An 18,705-nucleotide genomic window follows, 5' to 3' on the forward strand; every position below is an offset into this window, starting at 1 on the left:
GAAGTATCATAGGATTTTTTTATAAAAACTCGAATTAACAGGTACGTTTTGTCTTGTTTAGTTTTCAAAGATCATCTTCATTTTCGCTCAGAGGCGACTTTATTAATATAACATTCTATCAAGATGAAGTCAACAACTTTTTTCTTGAATGTTATTTCTCAACCGCGCTGTTTCAGCGGCGAATACAAATATAACACCTTTTAAAAGAAGAAACAAGTATTTTTTCTAAATAATTTATTTTTCCTGATCTCTTCCTATATATTCGTACAAAAAGGGCTTAACTCCATAATTCACTATTGTTGATCCTGTAGGTCTTTAGTATATTTATAATAGATTGAAATTTAATAACCGCAGGGGGAGCCTCGTGCTGAGAGTGAACAATTCGTTGTTCTGACCCTTTGAACCTGTCAGTTAATACTGAAGTAGGAATGTGGAATCACTTGCATACATGCATGTATGCAAGCCGATATGTTTTTCTATGAATCACATACTCATCCTGACATGGTCTCTCCTTGCACAATTCGTGAAAAGGGGATTTTTTTATGCAGCAATCAAATCAATTAGTACGACTGATGGAGATCGCCATCATGACTTCTCTTGCACTTGTTTTAGATTATTTATCAGGTCTCTTTTTAAGAATGCCAAACGGCGGGTCAATTGCACTGATCATGATTCCTGTCATCCTCATGTCCATTAGATGGGGCGTGTCTGCTGGATTTATCATCGGTGTGTTAATCGCAGGACTGCAGCTGATGAACAATCCTATTATTGCTACACCTGTACAAGGATTTCTCGATTACTTTGTCGCATCTGTTGTGATTTGTTTAAGCGGGCTATTCTCAGGATCAATTAAAAAAGCCATTCAGGATAAAAAGCGAAAGAAACAATTCTTCTATATTATCCTAGCTGTATTTGTCGCCAGTTTTTTCAGGCTGCTGACGTTCTTTATTTCAGGCGTAGTTTTCTTTTCTCAATATGCACCAAAAGGAACACCAGGATGGGTGTATTCATTAGTTTATAACAGCACATATATGGTTCCTTCATTTATCATTTGTAGTATTGTTCTTTGTTTACTCATCCCTAGTGCGTCTCGTTTGGTTTTCCCTCAACAAAAATAACCCAGCTGCTTCAGCGGGTTATTTTTTTATGCATAATTTGCTGCTCTATTGAATCTATTAATAGTAGAAGATTTCATGCTGGAGGTACGACAATGAATCCTTACTCCATTATGCTGTGCTGTTACATCCTCAGTCTCGCCTACTTTTTGGCAAGTTTCTATGAGGCATTAAAAATAGCAGGTGTGAAAGGGAAAGTAGAGGCTTCTCCTTTTATATCTTATATTTTACTCGCCACCCTTTTTACTTTTTTCTCTCATTATTATTGGAAGCTGACGATATAATTTGTTGAACATGATCACTTAGTACAGACAGTTCCCATCCATACCCTATTTCCTCATGTTTCTCACCAGCCATCTCGAACTGGCTGGTGACGGCAAAACTAGGTTGAAGCTTTTGATAAAATTGCTTTGCTGAATTTTGCTCAAATACCCAGAGCAGCATATTCTGATAGCCTTTCTCTATTAAATAATCCACACCTTTTGCAATCAAAGCCATACCCGCTCCTGATTTCTGTTTTCTCTGCAACAAATAGATGGCATAAAGCTCACCATCATATATTGAATATCTCTCATCACGCTGTTTTCCGAAGGAAGCAAAACCAAATACTCCGTCAGCATCCTCTGCGACAAACGTGCCTTCAAGCGACCTGCTTCTCCAGCTCTCTTCCCGCTCCTCTACATTCAAAGCATCTAAATACTCTTGTGAAATAATGCCGTGATAAGTCGTTTGCCAGCTCTTCACATGAATTTCGGCAATTTTAGGAATATCATTATGTACTGCATGTCTAACCTTCATCTGAACACCCCTTTTAGCAATTTCCTACTCTATGTTTCATATGATAAGTTGCTATTTTATAAAATTCAATCCCTAATGGATATTCGTTGACATTTTGTCAACACCCCTATATATTGGGTACGACTTCTTCTATTAAAGAGTTGAACTTTATGAAAAGGGTGAGGAAAGAGATGGAATTTAAAACAACTGAGCTTCGGCAGTTTTTAAAAGAACAACTGCAAATACGTTCTCTTTCATTAAGAGAACTGAGTACACAAACAGAAATTGATAAAGCCACACTGTCTAGAATCATGAACGGAAAAAGAAAACCGACTTTGAACCATTTACAGCGGCTTTCAGATGCTCTACACATTTCTTTAGATCATCTATTGATCACGGCTGGATTTTCAATTAAAAACGAAAGAGTTCACGGTGATACGTTCATTCAAGCGGTAGAAGAGATTGAGCGAACGCTGAAAGATCATGATGTCTATGACGGAACGTTCAGCGAGAATGAATTGAAACAGAAGTTAAATGAATATGAGACCTATAGTCAATCAGACGAGGGAAAAGAAACGATCTCAGCAAAGTTTGAAAAAAAGATAGACACGATAAGCGGTGTTGGGCCATTTCTTGATCAATTGAAAAGCATGTACAGCTCGTTCATGAGCGCACGGGGTACTTCTCGAGAATTGATGTTGATGGGAGGCGCATTACTTTACTTCATTATGCCCGTTGATTTAATACCAGATTATATTTTTCCGATCGGCTATATTGATGACGCTGCAGCGGTGCAGGTCGTATTAAACCAGCTGACAAATAGGTCATAGCAGGTGACGGAGACATGAAAAAACAGAACAGCATTGACTTCGCATTATTATTCACTGTCATTTGCTTCTTTGTGATCAGCCTGCTGGCTGTGTATAGCGGATCGGGACAGTATGAAACGCAAGATATGTTTTATTTCGTCAAAAGACAAGTTTTCTGGTATATCGTCGGTTTTGGCCTTATGGCGGCAGTTGCTTACTTTGATTATGAACTGCTTGAGCGTTTATCTTTTCGATTATTTGCAGGTGGTCTTTTCCTCATCATTCTCGTTCATTTTTTTGGCACGAATCAAAATGGCTCCCAAAGATGGATCAGCTTTGGGCCCATGAAAGTGCAACCATCAGAATTTATGAAAATTTTTGTCATTCTTCTGTTAGCGGCTATTTTAAATCGATACAAACATCAGCGCTTTGCGTTTAAAGAAAGCATGATTCCCACAATGAAAATCATATGCTGGACCGCTGTTCCTTTTTTCCTGATTTTAATTCAGCCAGATTTGGGAACGGCACTTGTGATCTTGTCTATAGCTTTTACACTGATGCTTGTGTCAGGCATTTCAAGTAAGATGATCGCTGCATTAATCGCTTCTTTTCTTGGGCTTCTTGCATTTTTGACCTACTTGCACAATGAACATTTTGAGCACTTTACAAAAGTGATTAAACCTCATCAGCTTGATCGCATTTATGGGTGGCTCTCCCCAGATGAATTTGATTCGACATATGGGTATCAACTGAAACAAGCAATGCTTGGCATTGGGTCAGGACAATTATCAGGAAGCGGTTATACAAAAGGAAATCAAGTACAAGGGGGAAATATCCCTGAAGCCCACACAGATTTTATATTTGCAGTTATTGGTGAGGAGTTTGGTTTTATCGGCGCCTCCCTATTGATCTGTTTATATCTTATGATGATCTATCGAATGATTCATGTGGCTATGCATGCGAATACCCTTTATGGGCTGTATATATGTGCTGGGGTGGTTGGACTGATCGTCTTTCAAGTCTTCCAAAACGTAGGGATGACAGTAGGGCTAATGCCCGTGACTGGTCTTGCCCTTCCTTTTATCAGCTATGGGGGCAGTGCGCTTTTAACCAATATGATCGCCATTGGCCTTGTGTTTAGTGTCAATCTGAGGTCCTCATCCTACATGTTTGGACGTAACTGGGATTGAAGGTGATGTCATTGATTCTTTCTCACCTAAAAAAAATCGACTACATTCTTGCTGGGACGATTGTTTGTCTTTGTTTCTTTGGATTACTGATGGTGTACAGTGCGAGTTATCCTTTAGGCGAAATAAAATATGGACAGGGCAGCTACTTCTTCATGAAACAGTGGCAATGGCTTTTGATTGGGTTCTTCTTTTTTATCGCTGCGGCCCTGGTTCCATATCAAGCTTACCGTAAATATATTCGGTGGCTTGTGATGCTGTCATTGTTATGTCTTCTCCTTGTCCTGCTTCCTGGAATTGGTGTTGTCAAAAACAATTCACAGCGATGGATTCAATTGGGCTCTCTGATCATCCAGCCGTCTGAGGCTGTGAAATTAGTGATGATCATCTATTTTGCCTATGTATATGCAAGGAAACAAGCGTACATTACATCCTTTAAAAAAGGAGTACTGCCTCCACTTCTTCTTTTAAGTCTAGCTTTTTTATTGATTTTAAAACAGCCAGATTTAGGTACAGCAGTTTCTATTTTATTGAGCTGCGGTATCGTCTTATTATGTGCTGGACTTAAAACACGCCACCTCATTCTACTAGGTTCGACGGCTGTGGCAGGGATCACTTTTTTTGCTGTGACCGCTCCTTATCGTTTGAAACGGATCACTTCTTTTCGTGATCCTTTCATGTATGAAGATGGAGATGGTTATCAGCTGATTCATTCTTATCTCGCCATGGATTCAGGAGGACTGACCGGGAATGGTTTAGGCGGAAGCATACAAAAACTAGGATTTCTTCCTGAAGCCCATACAGATTTTATTATGGCTATCATTAGTGAAGAGCTGGGAATCATGGGGCTGTTGTTTGTGATGGGTGCCTACCTACTCATCATGTATCGCGCCGTTCGAATCGTTCAAGGTTTACAAGATCCATTTGGAAAGCTATTAACGATCGGGCTTACTTTTCAAATTATGATTCAAGCAGCCTTTAATCTAGGAGCTGTCTTTGGGCTTCTCCCCATTACAGGCATTCCTCTTCCCTTTATTAGCTACGGCGGATCTTCATTGGTGTTCATGATGATATCTGCAGGCATTCTTGTGAATCTCTCTTCATCTATCAAAAGACACCGGCATGTGCCCCAAGTAAAATAGACACCCTCTATCAGAAGGTGTCTTTTGATTTTTATTCTTCTATTTGACGATCAGCGATTTCTTTTTTTCTTGGCTGTTTGATTTCATTCGTCAGTTCTTGGATGCTTTGTTTCACATTGCCTTTGCCAGAGAAATTCTCAATAATTTCTTTGACATCAATTCCAGAGGAAGCTTTCAGACTTTCTTGAAGACTGGACATAAGGTTTGTCGCATAGCCGGTCACTTTGTTGGCGCCGCTGCCTTCCCCGTTACCACCTGTATCAACAACTGTAATTTTATCAATGTTAGAAAGTGGAGCAGATACTTGTTTCGCATATTCAGGTAGCATTTTCACAATCATATCAAGAATCGCCGCTTGACCATACTGTTCGAATGCTTCTGCAATTTTCTCTTTCGCTTCTGCTTCCGCAAGTCCTTTCAACCTAATGACTTCTGCTTCTGTTTCCCCTTTTGCACGATCGGCTTCCGCTTTGGCAAGCCCGTCAATCCGAACTTTCTCTGCTTCTGCTTTTGCCATTGCTTCAATGCTGTATTTCTTCGCATCTGCTTCTGCAAGACGCTTCGCTTTTTCCGCCGCAGCCGACTGCTCAACAGCATAACGGTCCGCATCTGCTTTCTTTTTCACTTCAGAATCGTATTGACGCTCACGACGCTGGATCTCTTTTTCTTCTAATTCAATTTGCTTCTGACGTTCAATGATTTTGACTTGCATTTCTTGTTCAGTTACGTGCTGACGATTACGAGCTGTTTCAAGATCGTACGCTTGGTCAGCGCTTGCTTTTGCTGTATCTTGTTCACGTCTGAATTCTGCTCTTTTCAGCTCATTGATTTTTTCTGCTTCAGCGATTTCAGTTGCACGCTCAAGCTCAGATTTCTTCGCATCTTTATCTGCTTCTGCACGTTTGATACGTGTTTCTTTATCTGCTTCTGCTGTCGCAATATCTGCATCGCGTTTCACTTGAGCAATTCTAGGTTTACCTAGTGATTCTAAATAGCCATTTTTATCACGGACATCTTTGATTGTAAACGATACAATGACAAGACCCATTTTCGCTAGATCTTGAGAAGCGACACGCTGTACTTCTTGAGAAAATTTCTCTCTGTTTTTATAAATCTCTTCAACTGTCATTGACCCTAAAATGGAGCGAAGGTGTCCTTCTAGTACTTCTCTTGCTTCATTTTCACGATCTTCTTTTGTTTTCCCTAAAAACTGCTCTGCCGCAGTGGCGATTTCTTCAATTGATCCGCCAATTTTAATGATGGCCGTTCCATCCGCCATGACCGGTACACCCTGTTCAGTATAGACTTCAGGCGTTGAAACATCTAGCTTGCTAGATAGTAAGCTGAGCGGCTCTGCTTGTTGAAAAACAGGGAGTACAAAGGTACCTCCACCTCTTACAATCTTAATCTTGTTTCCACCTTCATCCACGTGGACATTTTTACTTCCGAGGTAACTTCCTGTGACGATTAATGCTTCATCTGGACCAGCTGTCCGGTATTTCGAAACAAATACACCAATAAGTGCAATGAGAATCACAAGCACAATTCCAATAATAATTAATATGGTTGTTCCTGGCATAGCATTCCCTCCTAGATTTCTTCATTTGGTATAACAGATAACACGCCTTTGTTCACTTCGACGACCAGCACCCGGGTTCCATATGGAATCTCCTCTTCTTCGAAACTGACGGCAGGCTTTGAGATTTTTCCGCTGTTACTAATTAACAGCACTTCTCCAAACCCATCTTTTGGTACAGATACAATGATCTCCCCAGTTCTTCCTTTTAGGTCGGCCTCCGTATATGAAAGAGATTCTTCAGCAGAGGAAAGCGGGACTAAGACAAATACATGTAAACAAGTAACGAGAACCACTGCGAGGATGGCAGATATTACGGCGCCAAGTCCACTTCCTACAATTACTGTTTTTTCAGAGATAAATCCTCCAGCCGAGAAAAAGGTAAGAAATGCGAGGATCAATGTTGGTTGAAGGAACGGGACAGGAATCGCTTCAAACAATCCATCAAATACATCGCCAAAAAAGACGAAAACAAGCGTCAGGATTCCTGATACCATCAATATGTATAAGTACAGCGTCTGAAGAGGCAGCCCAAACACATCCATCTTCCTCACCCTTTCTTTATGAAATGAGCAGCCTTTCATTCATTTAGACCATGCTCACATCCAAGTGTATTCCTTCTAACAGGTAATACGAACCACTTTTGTAAAGGTTTCATTTTTCATCACAATTCATTAAAGGATTTCTCGGATAGCTAAAGAATGATTGTCTTGTACCAGTATGATAAAATTTGATCTTGAGGTGAGAGAAATGAGTTTATTACATGAAGCAAGACAAGAATTGTGGCAAGAGCTGCAAGGATTGAACGAAGAACAATTAAATCAAAAATTATCTGATGATACTTGGAGTATTCAAGAAGTTGCAGATCATTTAAAGAAGATGGACCTAGTTGCAGCAAAACATCTAGCTGCCGAGGGGAAAAAAGCACCGATTAAAGAATATGAGCCAAAGCCGGTGGAAATGGCAGAGGATCGTTCAAAAAAAGCCATCGCGCCTAGTATTGTTGAGCCAGAGCGCAAGCATGTGACACCTACACATTTAAAAGATGAGCTTGATACAGCTCGTGAGAAATTAAATCAAATTTTATCAACGTTTACAGAGGAAGATTTCAAACGCGTGATTGCACATCCTGTATTTGAAGAACTTTCATTAAAGCAATACCTTGATTTTATCGGCGCACATGAAAAGCGCCATATTCATCAAATTAAAGAAATTAAAGAACAGCTATAAGATGTAAAAAAGACTCCCTTTTGGGAGCCTTTTTTCATTGTTACACTGTTTTAGGTGTTAAATCAAAGCAGCGAGCGTAAATCCAGTTGTATGCTTTTTCGTTGAGGTCTCTTGGGTTTCCAACTGTTTGCGGATCTTTCATTGCTTCTTTAGATAAACGGTCGATCATATCTTTTGGTACACCTTGTTCTTCTAATGAAGGAACTTCTAGGTCTTCCACTAAATCATACATCCAATTCACTGCTGCTTTTGCAGCTTCCTCTGTTGTCATTCTGCTTGTATCAATACCGAATGCTTGCGCAATTCGAGCGAATTTCTCTGGGTACCCTTTCCAGTTATATTCCATGACAGGTCCCATCATTGCCGCTACACATTGACCATGTGCGACTGGAATAATGCCCCCAAGCGTTTGGCTCATCGCATGGGCTGCGCCAGCTGATTCACTGCCATAGGAAAGTCCGGCAAGCATCGCAGCTTGTGCCATGCCATATCTTGCTTCCAAATCCTCTCCATCGGCAAAGGCACGGCGAATATAATGAGCAGCATATTCAATGGCCATGAGTGCTACCGCATCTGTAATTGGCTGAGCAAACTTCATCGTATAGCATTCGATCGCGTGCGCAAGCGCATCGATACCCGTCATTGCCGTCACATGCGGCGGCATAGATACATGAAGCTCAGGATCAATCACTGTTAGGTGAGCTGCAATGAGCGGTCCACCTGTGTTGAATTTGAATTCCCTTTCTTCGTCAGTGATCACTGCCCACTGCGTGACCTCTGAACCTGTACCAGCCGTTGTCGGAATTGTGGTTAACGGAGGGATTCTATTTTCAAGCGGTTTTTTCCCCTCAGCCGCTTCGTAATCAAGGACTGAGCCTTCATGAGTTGCCTCTACTCCGATTGCCTTTGCTGTATCCATTGAACTGCCGCCGCCTACTGCGACTAAACCATTACAGCCTTCTTTTTCATATAACGCAGATCCTTCATTCACTAAACGGACTGGCGGGTTTGGCTCTACTTTATTAAATAGAACCACATCAACTTGTGCTTCATTTAATGAAGCAATCACTGGATCTACAACACCTGCTTGATAAATACCAGGATCTGTCACAAGCAATACCTTTGAAACGCCGTATGCTTTCACTTCTTTCCCAACATGTTTCACTGCCCCAATGCCATGCTTGATTACAGTCGGAATTTCAAACGTATGGAATTTTTGCATGCTTTCAATTTTCATATTTAACGTCATATAGAATCTCCTCCAGATAAGTGATATTTATTTAAACCAATGAACCGCTTCTGGTTTTGTATTTCGATATAAATGTTTTAGTTCCGTATATTCTTCAAGGCCCGTACGTCCTAATTCACGTCCAAGACCTGATTGTTTATATCCGCCCCACGGTGCTTGGGCAAAATAAGGATGGAAGTCGTTGATCCATACCGTGCCTAATCTTAATTGACGAGCCACTCGTTCGGCTTTGCCGATATCAGAAGACCACACCGCTCCTGCTAAACCATAAATCGTGTCATTTGCCAGCTCGATGACTTCTTCCTCTGATCGGAAGGATTCGACAGTGAGGACTGGTCCAAACACTTCTTCCTGTACAATTCGCATCTCTGATGTACAGCCTGAGAAAATCGTCGGCAAGTAGAAGAATCCTTTTTGAAGCTCCTCTGCATCAGGTCGTTTCCCACCTGTTTCTAATGTTGCGCCTTCGTCTAAACCGATGCTGACGTATTTTTCTACTTTTTCTCGATGCTCAGCTGAGATGAGCGGTCCGCTCTGGGTTCCTTCATCAAAGCCGTTGCCTAGCTTGATTTTTTTCGTACGCTTCACCAGTTCTTCTAAAAATTCATCGTGAATGGACTCTTCCACTAACAAGCGTGAACCTGCTGAACACACTTGCCCTGCATGGAAAAACACAGCATTCATTGCCTGGTCAACCGCTACGTCTAAATCAGCATCTTGAAAGACGATATTCGGGTTTTTCCCGCCGAGCTCAAGGGCGATTTTCTTCACATTCCCGCTGGCTCCCTGCATGATTTTCTTACCTGTTTCAATACCGCCTGTGAATGAAATTAAATCGACTTGGTCATTGACAGCCAGCTCATCGCCAACAGTTGCTCCAGGTCCAAGCACTAAGTTGGCAACGCCTGCTGGAACACCCGCTTCTTCCATAAGTTTGAAAACTTTGATCGTGGTTAATGGTGTAATTTCACTTGGTTTTAGTACGATTGTATTTCCAGCTGCAAGGGCAGGAGCGATTTTCCAGCTCGCTTGAAGCAATGGATAGTTCCAAGGAGTGATTTGACCGCATACACCGACAGGTTCTCGGACTAATTCGCTTTTTGAGTTTGGAATAGGAGATGCAATGATTTCCCCGCCATCCTTATCAGCAAGACCTGCATAATATTGAAATACATTCGCAATATCGTCCATATCTGCTTTGCTTTCCTCTAATGTTTTACCCGTATCAAGTGATTCTAATTTGGCTAATTCATCAAGGTCTCGTCTAATCAATTCCGCAATTTTGAACACAATATTTCCTCTTTCAAGTCCAGGCAGGTTTGCCCAGTCCCCTTGATCGAAGGCTTTTCTTGCTGCCTTAATGGCTAACTGTGCGTCATTTCTTGATCCTTCACTGACTGTCGCGATCACTTCTTGATTAAATGGATTGATGATATCTCTTGTGTCGCCACTCTTAGCGCCAACCCATTGTCCATCGATAAATAGTGTTTGACTCATAGAAGGAACCTCCTCTGATTCTCTTTGGTAAGTTTGTTAAATAAAAATTTAACGTTTTGAACATAATTAACTTAACATGTTCAAATTTTTCTGTCAAAGGGTGGATATGCTTCTTTTATTTTGACATTTTGCATTCTTTCGTTAACATATAGTCCATAAAGATTTTTTTGAACGTATTGAATTCACTTAATAGAAAGCAGGGACAAGATGAAAAAGCAGGAACAGCCACAAGCAGAAGAACGCATTTTAGCTGCTAAAGATCTCGTCATTGATTCCATCGCTGAAACAATGGATCTCTATGGCATTACTAGAAGTGCGGGTATTTTATATGGAACGATGTATTTAAATGAGGAAATGACGCTGGATGAAATGCGTGAAGAGCTGCAAATGAGTAAGCCTAGTATGAGTACGGGTGTGAAAAAACTGCAAGACATGAATATTGTCAAAAAGACCTTTCACCGTGGCCGAAGAAAACACAGCTTTGTTGCTGAGAAAGACTTTTTTAAGTTTTTCATGAACTTCTTCCCGCAAAAATGGGAACGAGAGGTTGAGGTCAATCTAGCAGCGATTGAAGAAGCGCAAGAACGCCTTCAAGATGTAGCTCGTGATGATCAGGCGGAGGAACATGAAAAAGAGGAAGCGAAACAGCTCATTGAACAGCTTGAAAGCTCAAAAGCCTATTATGATTGGCTTAGACGATTAGCCCACTCGGTTCATTCGGGAGAAATCTTTGACTATATTCCGATTGATCAGAAAGAAAAATAGCCGGGGTGTTTGTGTTTTACAGCTTGAATTTTACAGGAGGATTGATTATAATAAGTTATGTCGTAATACTTCGGGGCATTAGCTCAGCTGGGAGAGCGCTACGCTGGCAGGGTGAACGACATAACCCGAAGCAAACAGACGTTCTCTGATAAAGACTGATTTAATAAGATTCTATGATGAGCCTTTCTGAATAAATATTTTCATTTCTGAACAAAACTGAAAGGGTTGGTCCCCAATCCGTCCCCATAAAAAAACAGACCATGCAGGGTCTGTTTTAATTTTGCCTATACGTTTAGAGAAGTTGTGTTTCGATCGATTGCAGCAGCAATGAAAGCAGCAGAAGCAAAATTAAAAGAAATGTAGATGCTGAAAATAATGTTCAAATATAATAAGCCCTTTTCGGGGCTTTTTATTTTATAATAGTCTACTTCTCCTAATGCTTAACCAAAGTAGCCGTTTTCTGCGGTTTGAAAATCATTTGAGGAATTTATATGTACAGTGGTTGTGATCCCCATTAATAAGGTAAGGCTTAATATCATAACTTTCAGTTGCTTCATTCAGCTTCCTCCTCCATCCATGTCAATTTTTTGGCCTGTGATTCCAAACCTTCATCAAAGTATTTTGATGCCAGTTTGTAATTATCCTGCTTTTTATAAAATCTTGCTGCCATAATTGACAATTCTGCGGCATCCGTCCAAAGTTTTTGAGATTTCAGTACATTCAAGGCCACATCGAGCTTGTTTTCATCAACAGTTACATATATTGAATGTATGATGTTTAACTTAGCAATATACGCATTGTCAGATAGTTCATTCGCTAACATTAGAGACTCATTGTACACATCCAATCCTTCAGCTGTTTTATCTAACTGGAAGAGGGCACGTGCTAACATGTACTTTGTTCTCATATGCAAAGTCTTGTGTGGCTTTTTTAGTTCAATAGACAAGACATTATGGAAAGAGTCCATTGCTTGCTGAAGCTTTCCTTGGCGCTCATAGCATATACCTAAATTGAGATATCCTAGTGCTTGTGGAAAATCAAGGTTAGAAGCTGCTGCTAAATTGATAGCATCCTTATAAGTGGATTCAGCTTTGACAAATTGGTTTAAATCCATTTTGTTTGAAGCAATCACCATTAGAGTAGTCGCTACCCGACTCTCTTGTAAATCTGCTGATTTAAAGCTTTCTAAAGCTTTTTTGGCATGGTTAATGGAGAAATGATTTTGTGCTATTTCATAATATGCAATTGCCAGCTGATAGTTAAATTCAGCACGTTCTAACTCATCCAGGACATTTCTCAGACGAGTTTCTGCAATATGATAATAGTTGATAGCATCTGAAAATCGCTTTTTATAGAATTCATACATACCATTGAAGAAGAAGTAATAATAATGAATCATGTCATCCGTTTTTTGCTTCTCTTCAATGTCTATTTGCTTCAACAGCTCTTTTGATCCCTCAAACTCCTGCACCATCATTTTGTATCTAGCATCAATCAAGTTAAAATATAATAAGACATTTTGGTCTTCTTCCATATTTTCGCAAGCTTGTACTATCTCGTTTCTCATTGTTTCAGCTTTTAGGATATCTTGTTTTTTTATAAATCCGTACCAATCACCGATCATTTTAGCTACAATTGGGCTTGCTACTTTTTCTCCCAAACAAACCTCCCCCTATCCCTTCCTTTATTTTCCCTATAATTACATATATTATCATCCATTTGAATATCCCACACCGAAAAGAAACCGCAAAAAAGAGCAAAAAAAAGAGCTCCTGTAAAGGAGCCATGTGAGTAATACATGAGTAATAGTGGTTTGATAAAGAAGTAAATCATTGAAATATACGAATTTTTTAAATCCCCGTTTCCGCGGGTAAACCGTATATAAATTTATTATAACTCAAACTTAGACACAGAACAAACATTCGGTTATAATTCGAATGAGGTGTATGAAATGTGGAATGAGGAGAAAGATCAAAACAGGTGGAAGATGAAATTCATCTTGCCCGAACATAATGAAGCACTAAGGCAACTTAATCTTGCAAAACATAAGATTGAGCGGCCAACATTAAGCCCAGAACAGATTGAGGAATTTGAATATACAATTGCCACAGCAATGAGTGAAGACTTGCCGCTGGACTTTGAGTTATATGATAACGGCTTTGTTCGCAAAGTAAGTGGGTGCGTTGTATACGTGGATCATCTACGAAAGGAATTTCGTGTGAAGGATGATCGTGGCGATACAAATTTCATTAAGTTTTCAGATATACTAAATGTAAAAACACCCTAACTATGAGTAAGGGTGTTTTTTAGCGAGGTATTTATTATTTATATTTTCTTTTGCCCTCCATAAACTGCTCCATTTGAACCAGCACCAACAAAAACTTCAAATGTACCTGAATTTACTACTACCCCCGCCCATTTAAAGCCAAGAATACCTTCTACATATACTCTTGAAAAAACTTCTTTATATACATATCCTCCATGACTTGCATCTCTTGCTTCTCCAAGAGCTCGAGGAGTAATACTAAAAACTGTTCCAGAAAAATGGCGATTAACATCACCGTCTTTGTGAACCACTTTAACGGTTTTCTTTTTCTTATTGTAATCGAACCTACCCTCAGCCCACAGAGTAAAAATTTTACCCCCACCGACCACTGCATAAGCAATAGTAACTGACTTCTCAGTTTTAGTCACAGCTTGGGTGCTCGCATCTGCAGAAGTGACTTTTGAAGTATTTTGATGAACTTGAATGTCTCCAAGTTTACCCAACATCACTTTAGTCACTTCATCATCATTTTTAAATGTATAAACCTTTTCGAATGGATCGGTGTTGACAGGTTCTGAATAAGGAAACTTGGTGCCTGTCTCTCGAATATTAAATGTTTCGTACTTTTGTTTAAGTTCTGGGAATACTTCGAATGCATCTAATGATGTGTTTGTATATTTCTGAGGAGTTGGATATGCAGCAAAGTGCTTTTCAATCGTAGTATTAACTTGATCTGAATTTGTATTTTGGGGAAGATTGTCTAGTGTCATTTTTAATAAGGCTACATTTGTTTCGACATAATTTCTGATTTGAGATTTTTCGTCATTCGGTTCTGATTTGGCTGCTGCTGGTTTTATAAAACCCGTTGCACCGAACAACATAGCGACACCTAGTATTACACTTAAAACTTTTTTCAATTTAAAACCTCCATTGCCTTCTAAACCCTCGCTTATATATGGGCTTCTACTTACCTATGGAGATTCCTTCTTTTTTTCAATACTAAATGATATATGATATTTCCAAGACAAAAAATAAGACCTACGATAGCAAGGATATAAATTGGCCATGCTAAGAAAGGTAAGAAATTAGCCACAATTGCTAACACTGCGATTGTTATCATATATAAACTTATCAATCTCAATAAAACCATAAAAACACTCCTCTCTTCATTTGCATTCCCATTTTAACAGATACCACCAAATAATTCATGAGGATATTATCATCTTGTATCACAAAAATAATGAAATCATATTCACGTTTGAATAAATTTGAATTTGTTAATCTTTTAATAATCCCCCATCCTACAAAGGACAGGGGATTTACTTATTTCAATGCTTTTTGAAGAGCTGCTTTTGTCTTTGGACCATAGATGCCATCTGGTGTTAACCCATGCATCATTTGAAATCGAGACACTGCATTCGCAGTTTTTTTCCCATAGTAGCCATCAATCCCGTTGTTTTTTGCTCCTTTATCGGGATAGTAATACACAGCAGCCAGAGCCTCCTGCAATGCTTTTACTCCAGCGCCCTTTGTCAAAGGTTTGGTCACTTTAATGATGCCAGATGGTAAGTTAAACGACTTTTTAGGCTTACTCGCTTTTGGCTTGGATGGTGTGTTTTTTACAGGTGTCGCCGGCTTCGCTGTTGCCTTTTCCCCTGTATGAGCGGTTGCAATCCCCGCCTTGAAGCTGTCCCAGCGATTAAGCAACTTTCGTGGGCATTCTTTGCCGCTCCATCTCTTATGTGGCACAACGTTGGCCAATGGAATGCCTTGCTCAGTCATCAGCTGACGAATTAGCCATTGAGCGTTCTCAACTGCCTTTTCAAAGTCCCCATCAGCATTCTCACAAATTTCGATACCAATTGATCTCATATTGCCGGTTCCCCGACCATCTCCCGCATGCCAACCGTTTTCGTTTAGCGGCAAATGCTGATAAATGACACTATCATCCACAGTGTAGTGCCAGCTTGTAGCTGTATTAGGTTTTTTTACATAATTGACATGACGCAAGGCATTTGCTCCTTGGTCAGTGTTAGCTGTGTTATGGACCGTAATATACAAAGGCTTCATATAGTTGCCTGGTCTGTTGCGGTTACCCTTTGGAATAAAGTCTTTAATGATTTTTACCACGTTCATCGTCTCCTTTTCGGTATATTAAAAAGAGCCACCTCATGGCAGCTCCTTATTTCGCTAATCCTTTTTGTTTTAGGACTTCTTTCTGTAACTTTCCTTTATCGGTCACATAGTTATTTTTAAACCATGCGACAAGGGTTGTTACGATTGTAAAGATCATTGAGCCAGCAAGGTACAATGTCTCAGCCAACGAAGTGACTTGATCCTCACTGATCGGCAAGATTGGCTTGCCAAATAGAATTAACGTTTGGTTGATCAATGCCATAAATAGAAGCACCGTGCGGATCACCGTGCCTTTGTCGAAGTTTTTCATAAATGTTCCCTCCTATTATTTTAAATTCCGTTCAATTTTATCGAGCTTGTCGATCACGACATCATACTTCTCACTAAACTTTGCTAACACATCATTTTGCGCTTCGATTTGTTCATTGAGCTTGTTTTCTCTTTCCTTTGTTGTGTTGAGAACATAAAACAATACCCAACAAAAAAGAACCGCAAATGGTCCTTGTGTCATCAAATATTGAGCCAAATCCATTTCCACCATACTCACCTACTCCCTCACTTGATCACCCCCTTAAAGAAGGCAAAATAAAAAGCCCCTCTAGGCTTCGTACTGTTCTCCCGTTATTTCTTGATAGTCTTCTTTGTTAATCCAACCGATTTCTACATAAAAGGCAATGTCTTCAGGACCGTAACACTTCCACTCCCAAAACTGCTTTATATCTGCAACTGTTGGATATATCATGATTTTTCACCACCCTTCAACTCCTGAATCTCAGTCATGAGTTGGGCCAATTGTTTCGCCATTTGTGCTTCGCGCAGTTTGGCTGCAGCTGCTTCCTTTGACAGTTCAGTCAATTGTTTAGTTAAGACCGCATTTTGCTGCTTTAGTAACTCAATATCATACGGCGGTTGCTCTGTTTGTAAGCTATCAATGTATTCTTGGGTTGCCGACTCACTCCATGTCTTACTTGAAGGATTGTATTTTGCGATGTACAACCCTTCTTGCGGTTGAACATCTGTAAAACCCTCTGGAATTTCAGCATCATCGGGTATTTCTTTATCTCCACCAGGTATATACTTAAATTCCTCATCGTACGCGTATATTGGCTTCATATGATTTATCCCTCCTTTGCCTTAAACATACAATTCACAACAATAAACTCAGTATTGCTGCTTGTGCTTTGTATGCAAAAACGGCCATCAGTTGCGATATATTGTCTACTATATTGAGGTCCTTTAAAACCACCGGTACTTGAAGCGACTCCAAGATTGTAGAAAGGAGCAACTGGTTCACATCCTTCTGGTAACATAAAGGCAGGTACATCACCTAATGTCCCTCCGGCAATTGCTCCCTTAACAGTAACAGTTCCAAGCGCATCTTTTGCAACACGTACCCGATAATCATTATTGACCTCAGACTGATATGTTTTCCAACCGTTGCCGATCGTAGGATACTTCCAATTGAGCTTTGCATCTTTTTCAGTCAGCATTCGTTCCCAGCCTTTAAATGAACCGTCTGTGTGTACTGTTCCATACCAATGCACATTATCAACACTTCTTATGACGTGGAAATTTTTTCGAGTGCCCGCTCTTTCAACATCAATGTTGAACCATGACGAATCGTTTGTGATCGGCATGTTTGTAAGATATTGACCAGCTGCATAATAACGGCCAGGGGGTAAAGACAATACATCCGTTCCATTCAAAACAGTTGGAAGCGGCTTACGATCACCCGAATCTTGAGTGATTTTATACAGTTGGCCACTATTCCATTTATCTTTTTCAGCTGATGTCGGAAGCTGCGTCCAAGTGATTGATATATGGCTAGAATTATAGTAGAAGTAATACGCATTACCTGACGTATCTACCGCAAAACCAGTTCCGATATTGTTTTGGCCAACAGTCTGTATCCCTCTCAAATAGGCATTGCTGGGCGCTGGGGAATCTTCTACGCCTGGGGATGCAATGAAAGTACAGGTCCCTTTGTCTTTTATTGCATCATAAATATTTTTGTCAGCTGGAACAGATATCAAGTATTTGCCGTCATCAGCTGTGATCTTATATAACTGCGATTCATTCCATTTCTTTTTCTCCGCTTCAGATGCATGCGGCTTAGTATCGCCAATATGGCCACCAAGTTGATCTAACAGTCCAGTATCATTTTCAAGCAACACTTTAACCATGTCATTGAACAGATCCGCATGAGCCTTGTCACTTGTTTCAAACACTTTAGGAGATTTAATATCCATCGATGAGCACTCCTTTCCTAGTAAATATCATCAATCTCAAAGATGAATTCAATGTCACCATCTTTTTGCTTGTCTGTCATGGTGCGGATCGCCGTAAACTTTCCATCTTCATCAACAAGAGCCAATTCATTGATGATTTCCCCAGCAAGCTCTCCTTCAGCGATGGTGCACGTGTACCGGATTTTTGCCGGCTCCATAAACTCATATGAATCAATGTCCTTTTGAACAAGTTCACTCTTTAACTCTTGTTCTGTTCCATCCAGAGAGATTGGTTTTCCGTCTTTCGTTCCACCTTTTCCGAAAGCCATCTTGACCACTTTAGTTAGCCTTGTTCCCTCTGCTCTAGCCTTCGCCATTTGTTGGCGAGCATAAAGCGTTGTAACGGTTAATTGATCAGCCATAATGATCCTCCTTTATAAATCTATTTGTTTGGACGTGGCAGCTAGATATTTTGAACCGTCGAGCGGTACCGATCCATCAAGCGTCCAATATTTCTGCTTAATGATTACACTTCCGCTTTGCTCATTTGATACATGAGCAGCCATGCGGAATGTCATTTTCTTTTTTTCTTTCCTAACATGATTGAAGCGTGATCGAAGCGTAAGAGCAGCTTGTTGATCCGTTTCATGTTTGGCTCCTACCAAGACATATCTTGTCCGTCCAAGAACTTGCTTTTCTTTTTTGAGCTTCATGGCCAATTTTAAAGA

General features: G+C 40.2%; 21 protein-coding genes and 1 riboswitch. Of the genes, 7 read left to right on the forward strand and 14 right to left on the reverse strand.

Translation table 11 applies throughout. From position 1 onward, the window contains the following. The first annotated feature begins 343 nt into the window (after positions 1-343). A riboswitch (TPP riboswitch) is annotated at positions 344-446 on the forward strand. A gap of 96 nt (positions 447-542) precedes the next feature. Then, positions 543-1,118: an energy-coupled thiamine transporter ThiT gene (thiT, locus tag ACTJJQ_RS17570; protein ID WP_060781330.1), complete on the forward strand. Its 576-nt coding sequence runs from the start codon at positions 543-545 to the stop codon at positions 1,116-1,118. A gap of 240 nt (positions 1,119-1,358) precedes the next feature. Here thiT and ACTJJQ_RS17575 read toward each other — a convergent pair whose 3' ends face one another. After that, positions 1,359-1,913: a GNAT family N-acetyltransferase gene (locus tag ACTJJQ_RS17575; RefSeq protein WP_060781331.1), complete on the reverse strand. Its 555-nt coding sequence runs from the start codon at positions 1,911-1,913 to the stop codon at positions 1,359-1,361. Positions 1,914-2,083: 170 nt separating this feature from the next. Here ACTJJQ_RS17575 and ACTJJQ_RS17580 point away from each other — a divergent pair, with 170 nt between their 5' ends. The 3 genes from ACTJJQ_RS17580 to ftsW are packed head-to-tail and all read left to right on the forward strand — an operon-like array spanning position 2,084 to position 5,030. Next, complete coding sequence (locus tag ACTJJQ_RS17580; protein WP_169476055.1) at positions 2,084-2,722, forward strand: DUF1232 domain-containing protein; 639 nt, start codon at positions 2,084-2,086, stop codon at positions 2,720-2,722. A 14-nt stretch (positions 2,723-2,736) separates the two neighbouring features. Beyond that, positions 2,737-3,891 (forward strand): rod shape-determining protein RodA, encoded by a 1,155-nt coding sequence (gene rodA / locus ACTJJQ_RS17585; protein WP_050826536.1) that lies wholly within the window; start codon positions 2,737-2,739, stop codon positions 3,889-3,891. 5 nt (positions 3,892-3,896) lie between these two features. After that, positions 3,897-5,030, forward strand: a complete 1,134-nt coding sequence (ftsW, locus tag ACTJJQ_RS17590; RefSeq protein ID WP_440600449.1) for a putative lipid II flippase FtsW — start codon at positions 3,897-3,899, stop codon at positions 5,028-5,030. A gap of 31 nt (positions 5,031-5,061) precedes the next feature. Here ftsW and ACTJJQ_RS17595 read toward each other — a convergent pair whose 3' ends face one another. Both ACTJJQ_RS17595 and ACTJJQ_RS17600 read right to left on the reverse strand, forming a co-directional pair. After that, complete coding sequence (locus ACTJJQ_RS17595) at positions 5,062-6,609, reverse strand: flotillin family protein (protein ID WP_008344044.1); 1,548 nt, start codon at positions 6,607-6,609, stop codon at positions 5,062-5,064. A gap of 11 nt (positions 6,610-6,620) precedes the next feature. Beyond that, the gene (locus ACTJJQ_RS17600; RefSeq protein ID WP_440600450.1) at positions 6,621-7,151 is read right to left on the reverse strand and encodes a hypothetical protein; all 531 of its coding nucleotides are present in this window, start codon (positions 7,149-7,151) and stop codon (positions 6,621-6,623) included. A gap of 205 nt (positions 7,152-7,356) precedes the next feature. Between ACTJJQ_RS17600 and ACTJJQ_RS17605 the strand changes: the two genes are divergently transcribed. Then, positions 7,357-7,836: a DinB family protein gene (locus ACTJJQ_RS17605; RefSeq protein ID WP_327872274.1), complete on the forward strand. Its 480-nt coding sequence runs from the start codon at positions 7,357-7,359 to the stop codon at positions 7,834-7,836. A gap of 40 nt (positions 7,837-7,876) precedes the next feature. On the opposite strand, the gene ACTJJQ_RS17610 is transcribed toward ACTJJQ_RS17605, so the two are convergent. After that, positions 7,877-9,085 carry an iron-containing alcohol dehydrogenase gene (locus ACTJJQ_RS17610; protein ID WP_125589789.1) on the reverse strand — a complete coding sequence of 403 codons (1,209 nt, stop codon included), beginning with the start codon at positions 9,083-9,085 and terminating at the stop codon, positions 7,877-7,879. Between the two features lie 27 nt (positions 9,086-9,112). Further along, positions 9,113-10,582 (reverse strand): betaine-aldehyde dehydrogenase, encoded by a 1,470-nt coding sequence (gene betB, locus ACTJJQ_RS17615; protein ID WP_335364829.1) that lies wholly within the window; start codon positions 10,580-10,582, stop codon positions 9,113-9,115. A 207-nt stretch (positions 10,583-10,789) separates the two neighbouring features. On the opposite strand from betB, the gene cudC reads away from it, so the two are divergent. Next, entirely contained in the window at positions 10,790-11,347 is a 558-nt protein-coding gene (gene cudC / locus ACTJJQ_RS17620) for a choline uptake/conversion transcriptional regulator CudC (RefSeq protein WP_045035275.1), read from the forward strand. Positions 11,348-11,900: 553 nt separating this feature from the next. On the opposite strand, the gene ACTJJQ_RS17625 is transcribed toward cudC, so the two are convergent. Beyond that, positions 11,901-13,007, reverse strand: coding sequence for an aspartate phosphatase (locus ACTJJQ_RS17625; protein ID WP_216099057.1), 1,107 nt, complete (start codon positions 13,005-13,007; stop codon positions 11,901-11,903). A gap of 291 nt (positions 13,008-13,298) precedes the next feature. On the opposite strand from ACTJJQ_RS17625, the gene ACTJJQ_RS17630 reads away from it, so the two are divergent. Next, positions 13,299-13,634 (forward strand): YolD-like family protein, encoded by a 336-nt coding sequence (locus ACTJJQ_RS17630; protein WP_216099058.1) that lies wholly within the window; start codon positions 13,299-13,301, stop codon positions 13,632-13,634. A gap of 38 nt (positions 13,635-13,672) precedes the next feature. Here the strand turns inward: ACTJJQ_RS17630 and ACTJJQ_RS17635 are convergent, their stop codons facing one another. The 8 genes from ACTJJQ_RS17635 to ACTJJQ_RS17670 form a co-directional block, all read right to left on the reverse strand. Beyond that, a complete protein-coding gene (locus ACTJJQ_RS17635) occupies positions 13,673-14,530 on the reverse strand; it encodes a hypothetical protein (RefSeq protein WP_440600451.1) in 858 nt (285 codons plus the stop codon). Between the two features lie 406 nt (positions 14,531-14,936). Continuing rightward, complete coding sequence (locus ACTJJQ_RS17640) at positions 14,937-15,743, reverse strand: peptidoglycan recognition protein family protein (protein WP_216099060.1); 807 nt, start codon at positions 15,741-15,743, stop codon at positions 14,937-14,939. Positions 15,744-15,795: 52 nt separating this feature from the next. Further along, complete coding sequence (locus ACTJJQ_RS17645) at positions 15,796-16,059, reverse strand: phage holin (RefSeq protein ID WP_216099061.1); 264 nt, start codon at positions 16,057-16,059, stop codon at positions 15,796-15,798. A 15-nt stretch (positions 16,060-16,074) separates the two neighbouring features. After that, positions 16,075-16,287, reverse strand: coding sequence for a BhlA/UviB family holin-like peptide (locus tag ACTJJQ_RS17650; protein WP_034620157.1), 213 nt, complete (start codon positions 16,285-16,287; stop codon positions 16,075-16,077). 60 nt (positions 16,288-16,347) lie between these two features. Then, positions 16,348-16,491, reverse strand: a complete 144-nt coding sequence (locus ACTJJQ_RS17655; protein WP_041506910.1) for an XkdX family protein — start codon at positions 16,489-16,491, stop codon at positions 16,348-16,350. Beyond that, positions 16,488-16,862 (reverse strand): hypothetical protein, encoded by a 375-nt coding sequence (locus ACTJJQ_RS17660; RefSeq protein ID WP_216099062.1) that lies wholly within the window; start codon positions 16,860-16,862, stop codon positions 16,488-16,490. Before ACTJJQ_RS17660 ends, ACTJJQ_RS17655 begins: the two co-directional genes overlap by 4 nt. Before the next feature lie 5 nt (positions 16,863-16,867). Further along, complete coding sequence (locus ACTJJQ_RS17665; RefSeq protein WP_046343273.1) at positions 16,868-17,998, reverse strand: hypothetical protein; 1,131 nt, start codon at positions 17,996-17,998, stop codon at positions 16,868-16,870. Between the two features lie 17 nt (positions 17,999-18,015). Further along, the gene (locus tag ACTJJQ_RS17670) at positions 18,016-18,399 is read right to left on the reverse strand and encodes a phage tail-collar fiber domain-containing protein (protein ID WP_046343271.1); all 384 of its coding nucleotides are present in this window, start codon (positions 18,397-18,399) and stop codon (positions 18,016-18,018) included. Positions 18,400-18,705 lie beyond the last annotated feature (306 nt).

The organism is Bacillus sp. 22483, assembly GCF_052044605.1.
Lineage (GTDB): Bacteria > Bacillota > Bacilli > Bacillales > Bacillaceae > Bacillus > Bacillus altitudinis.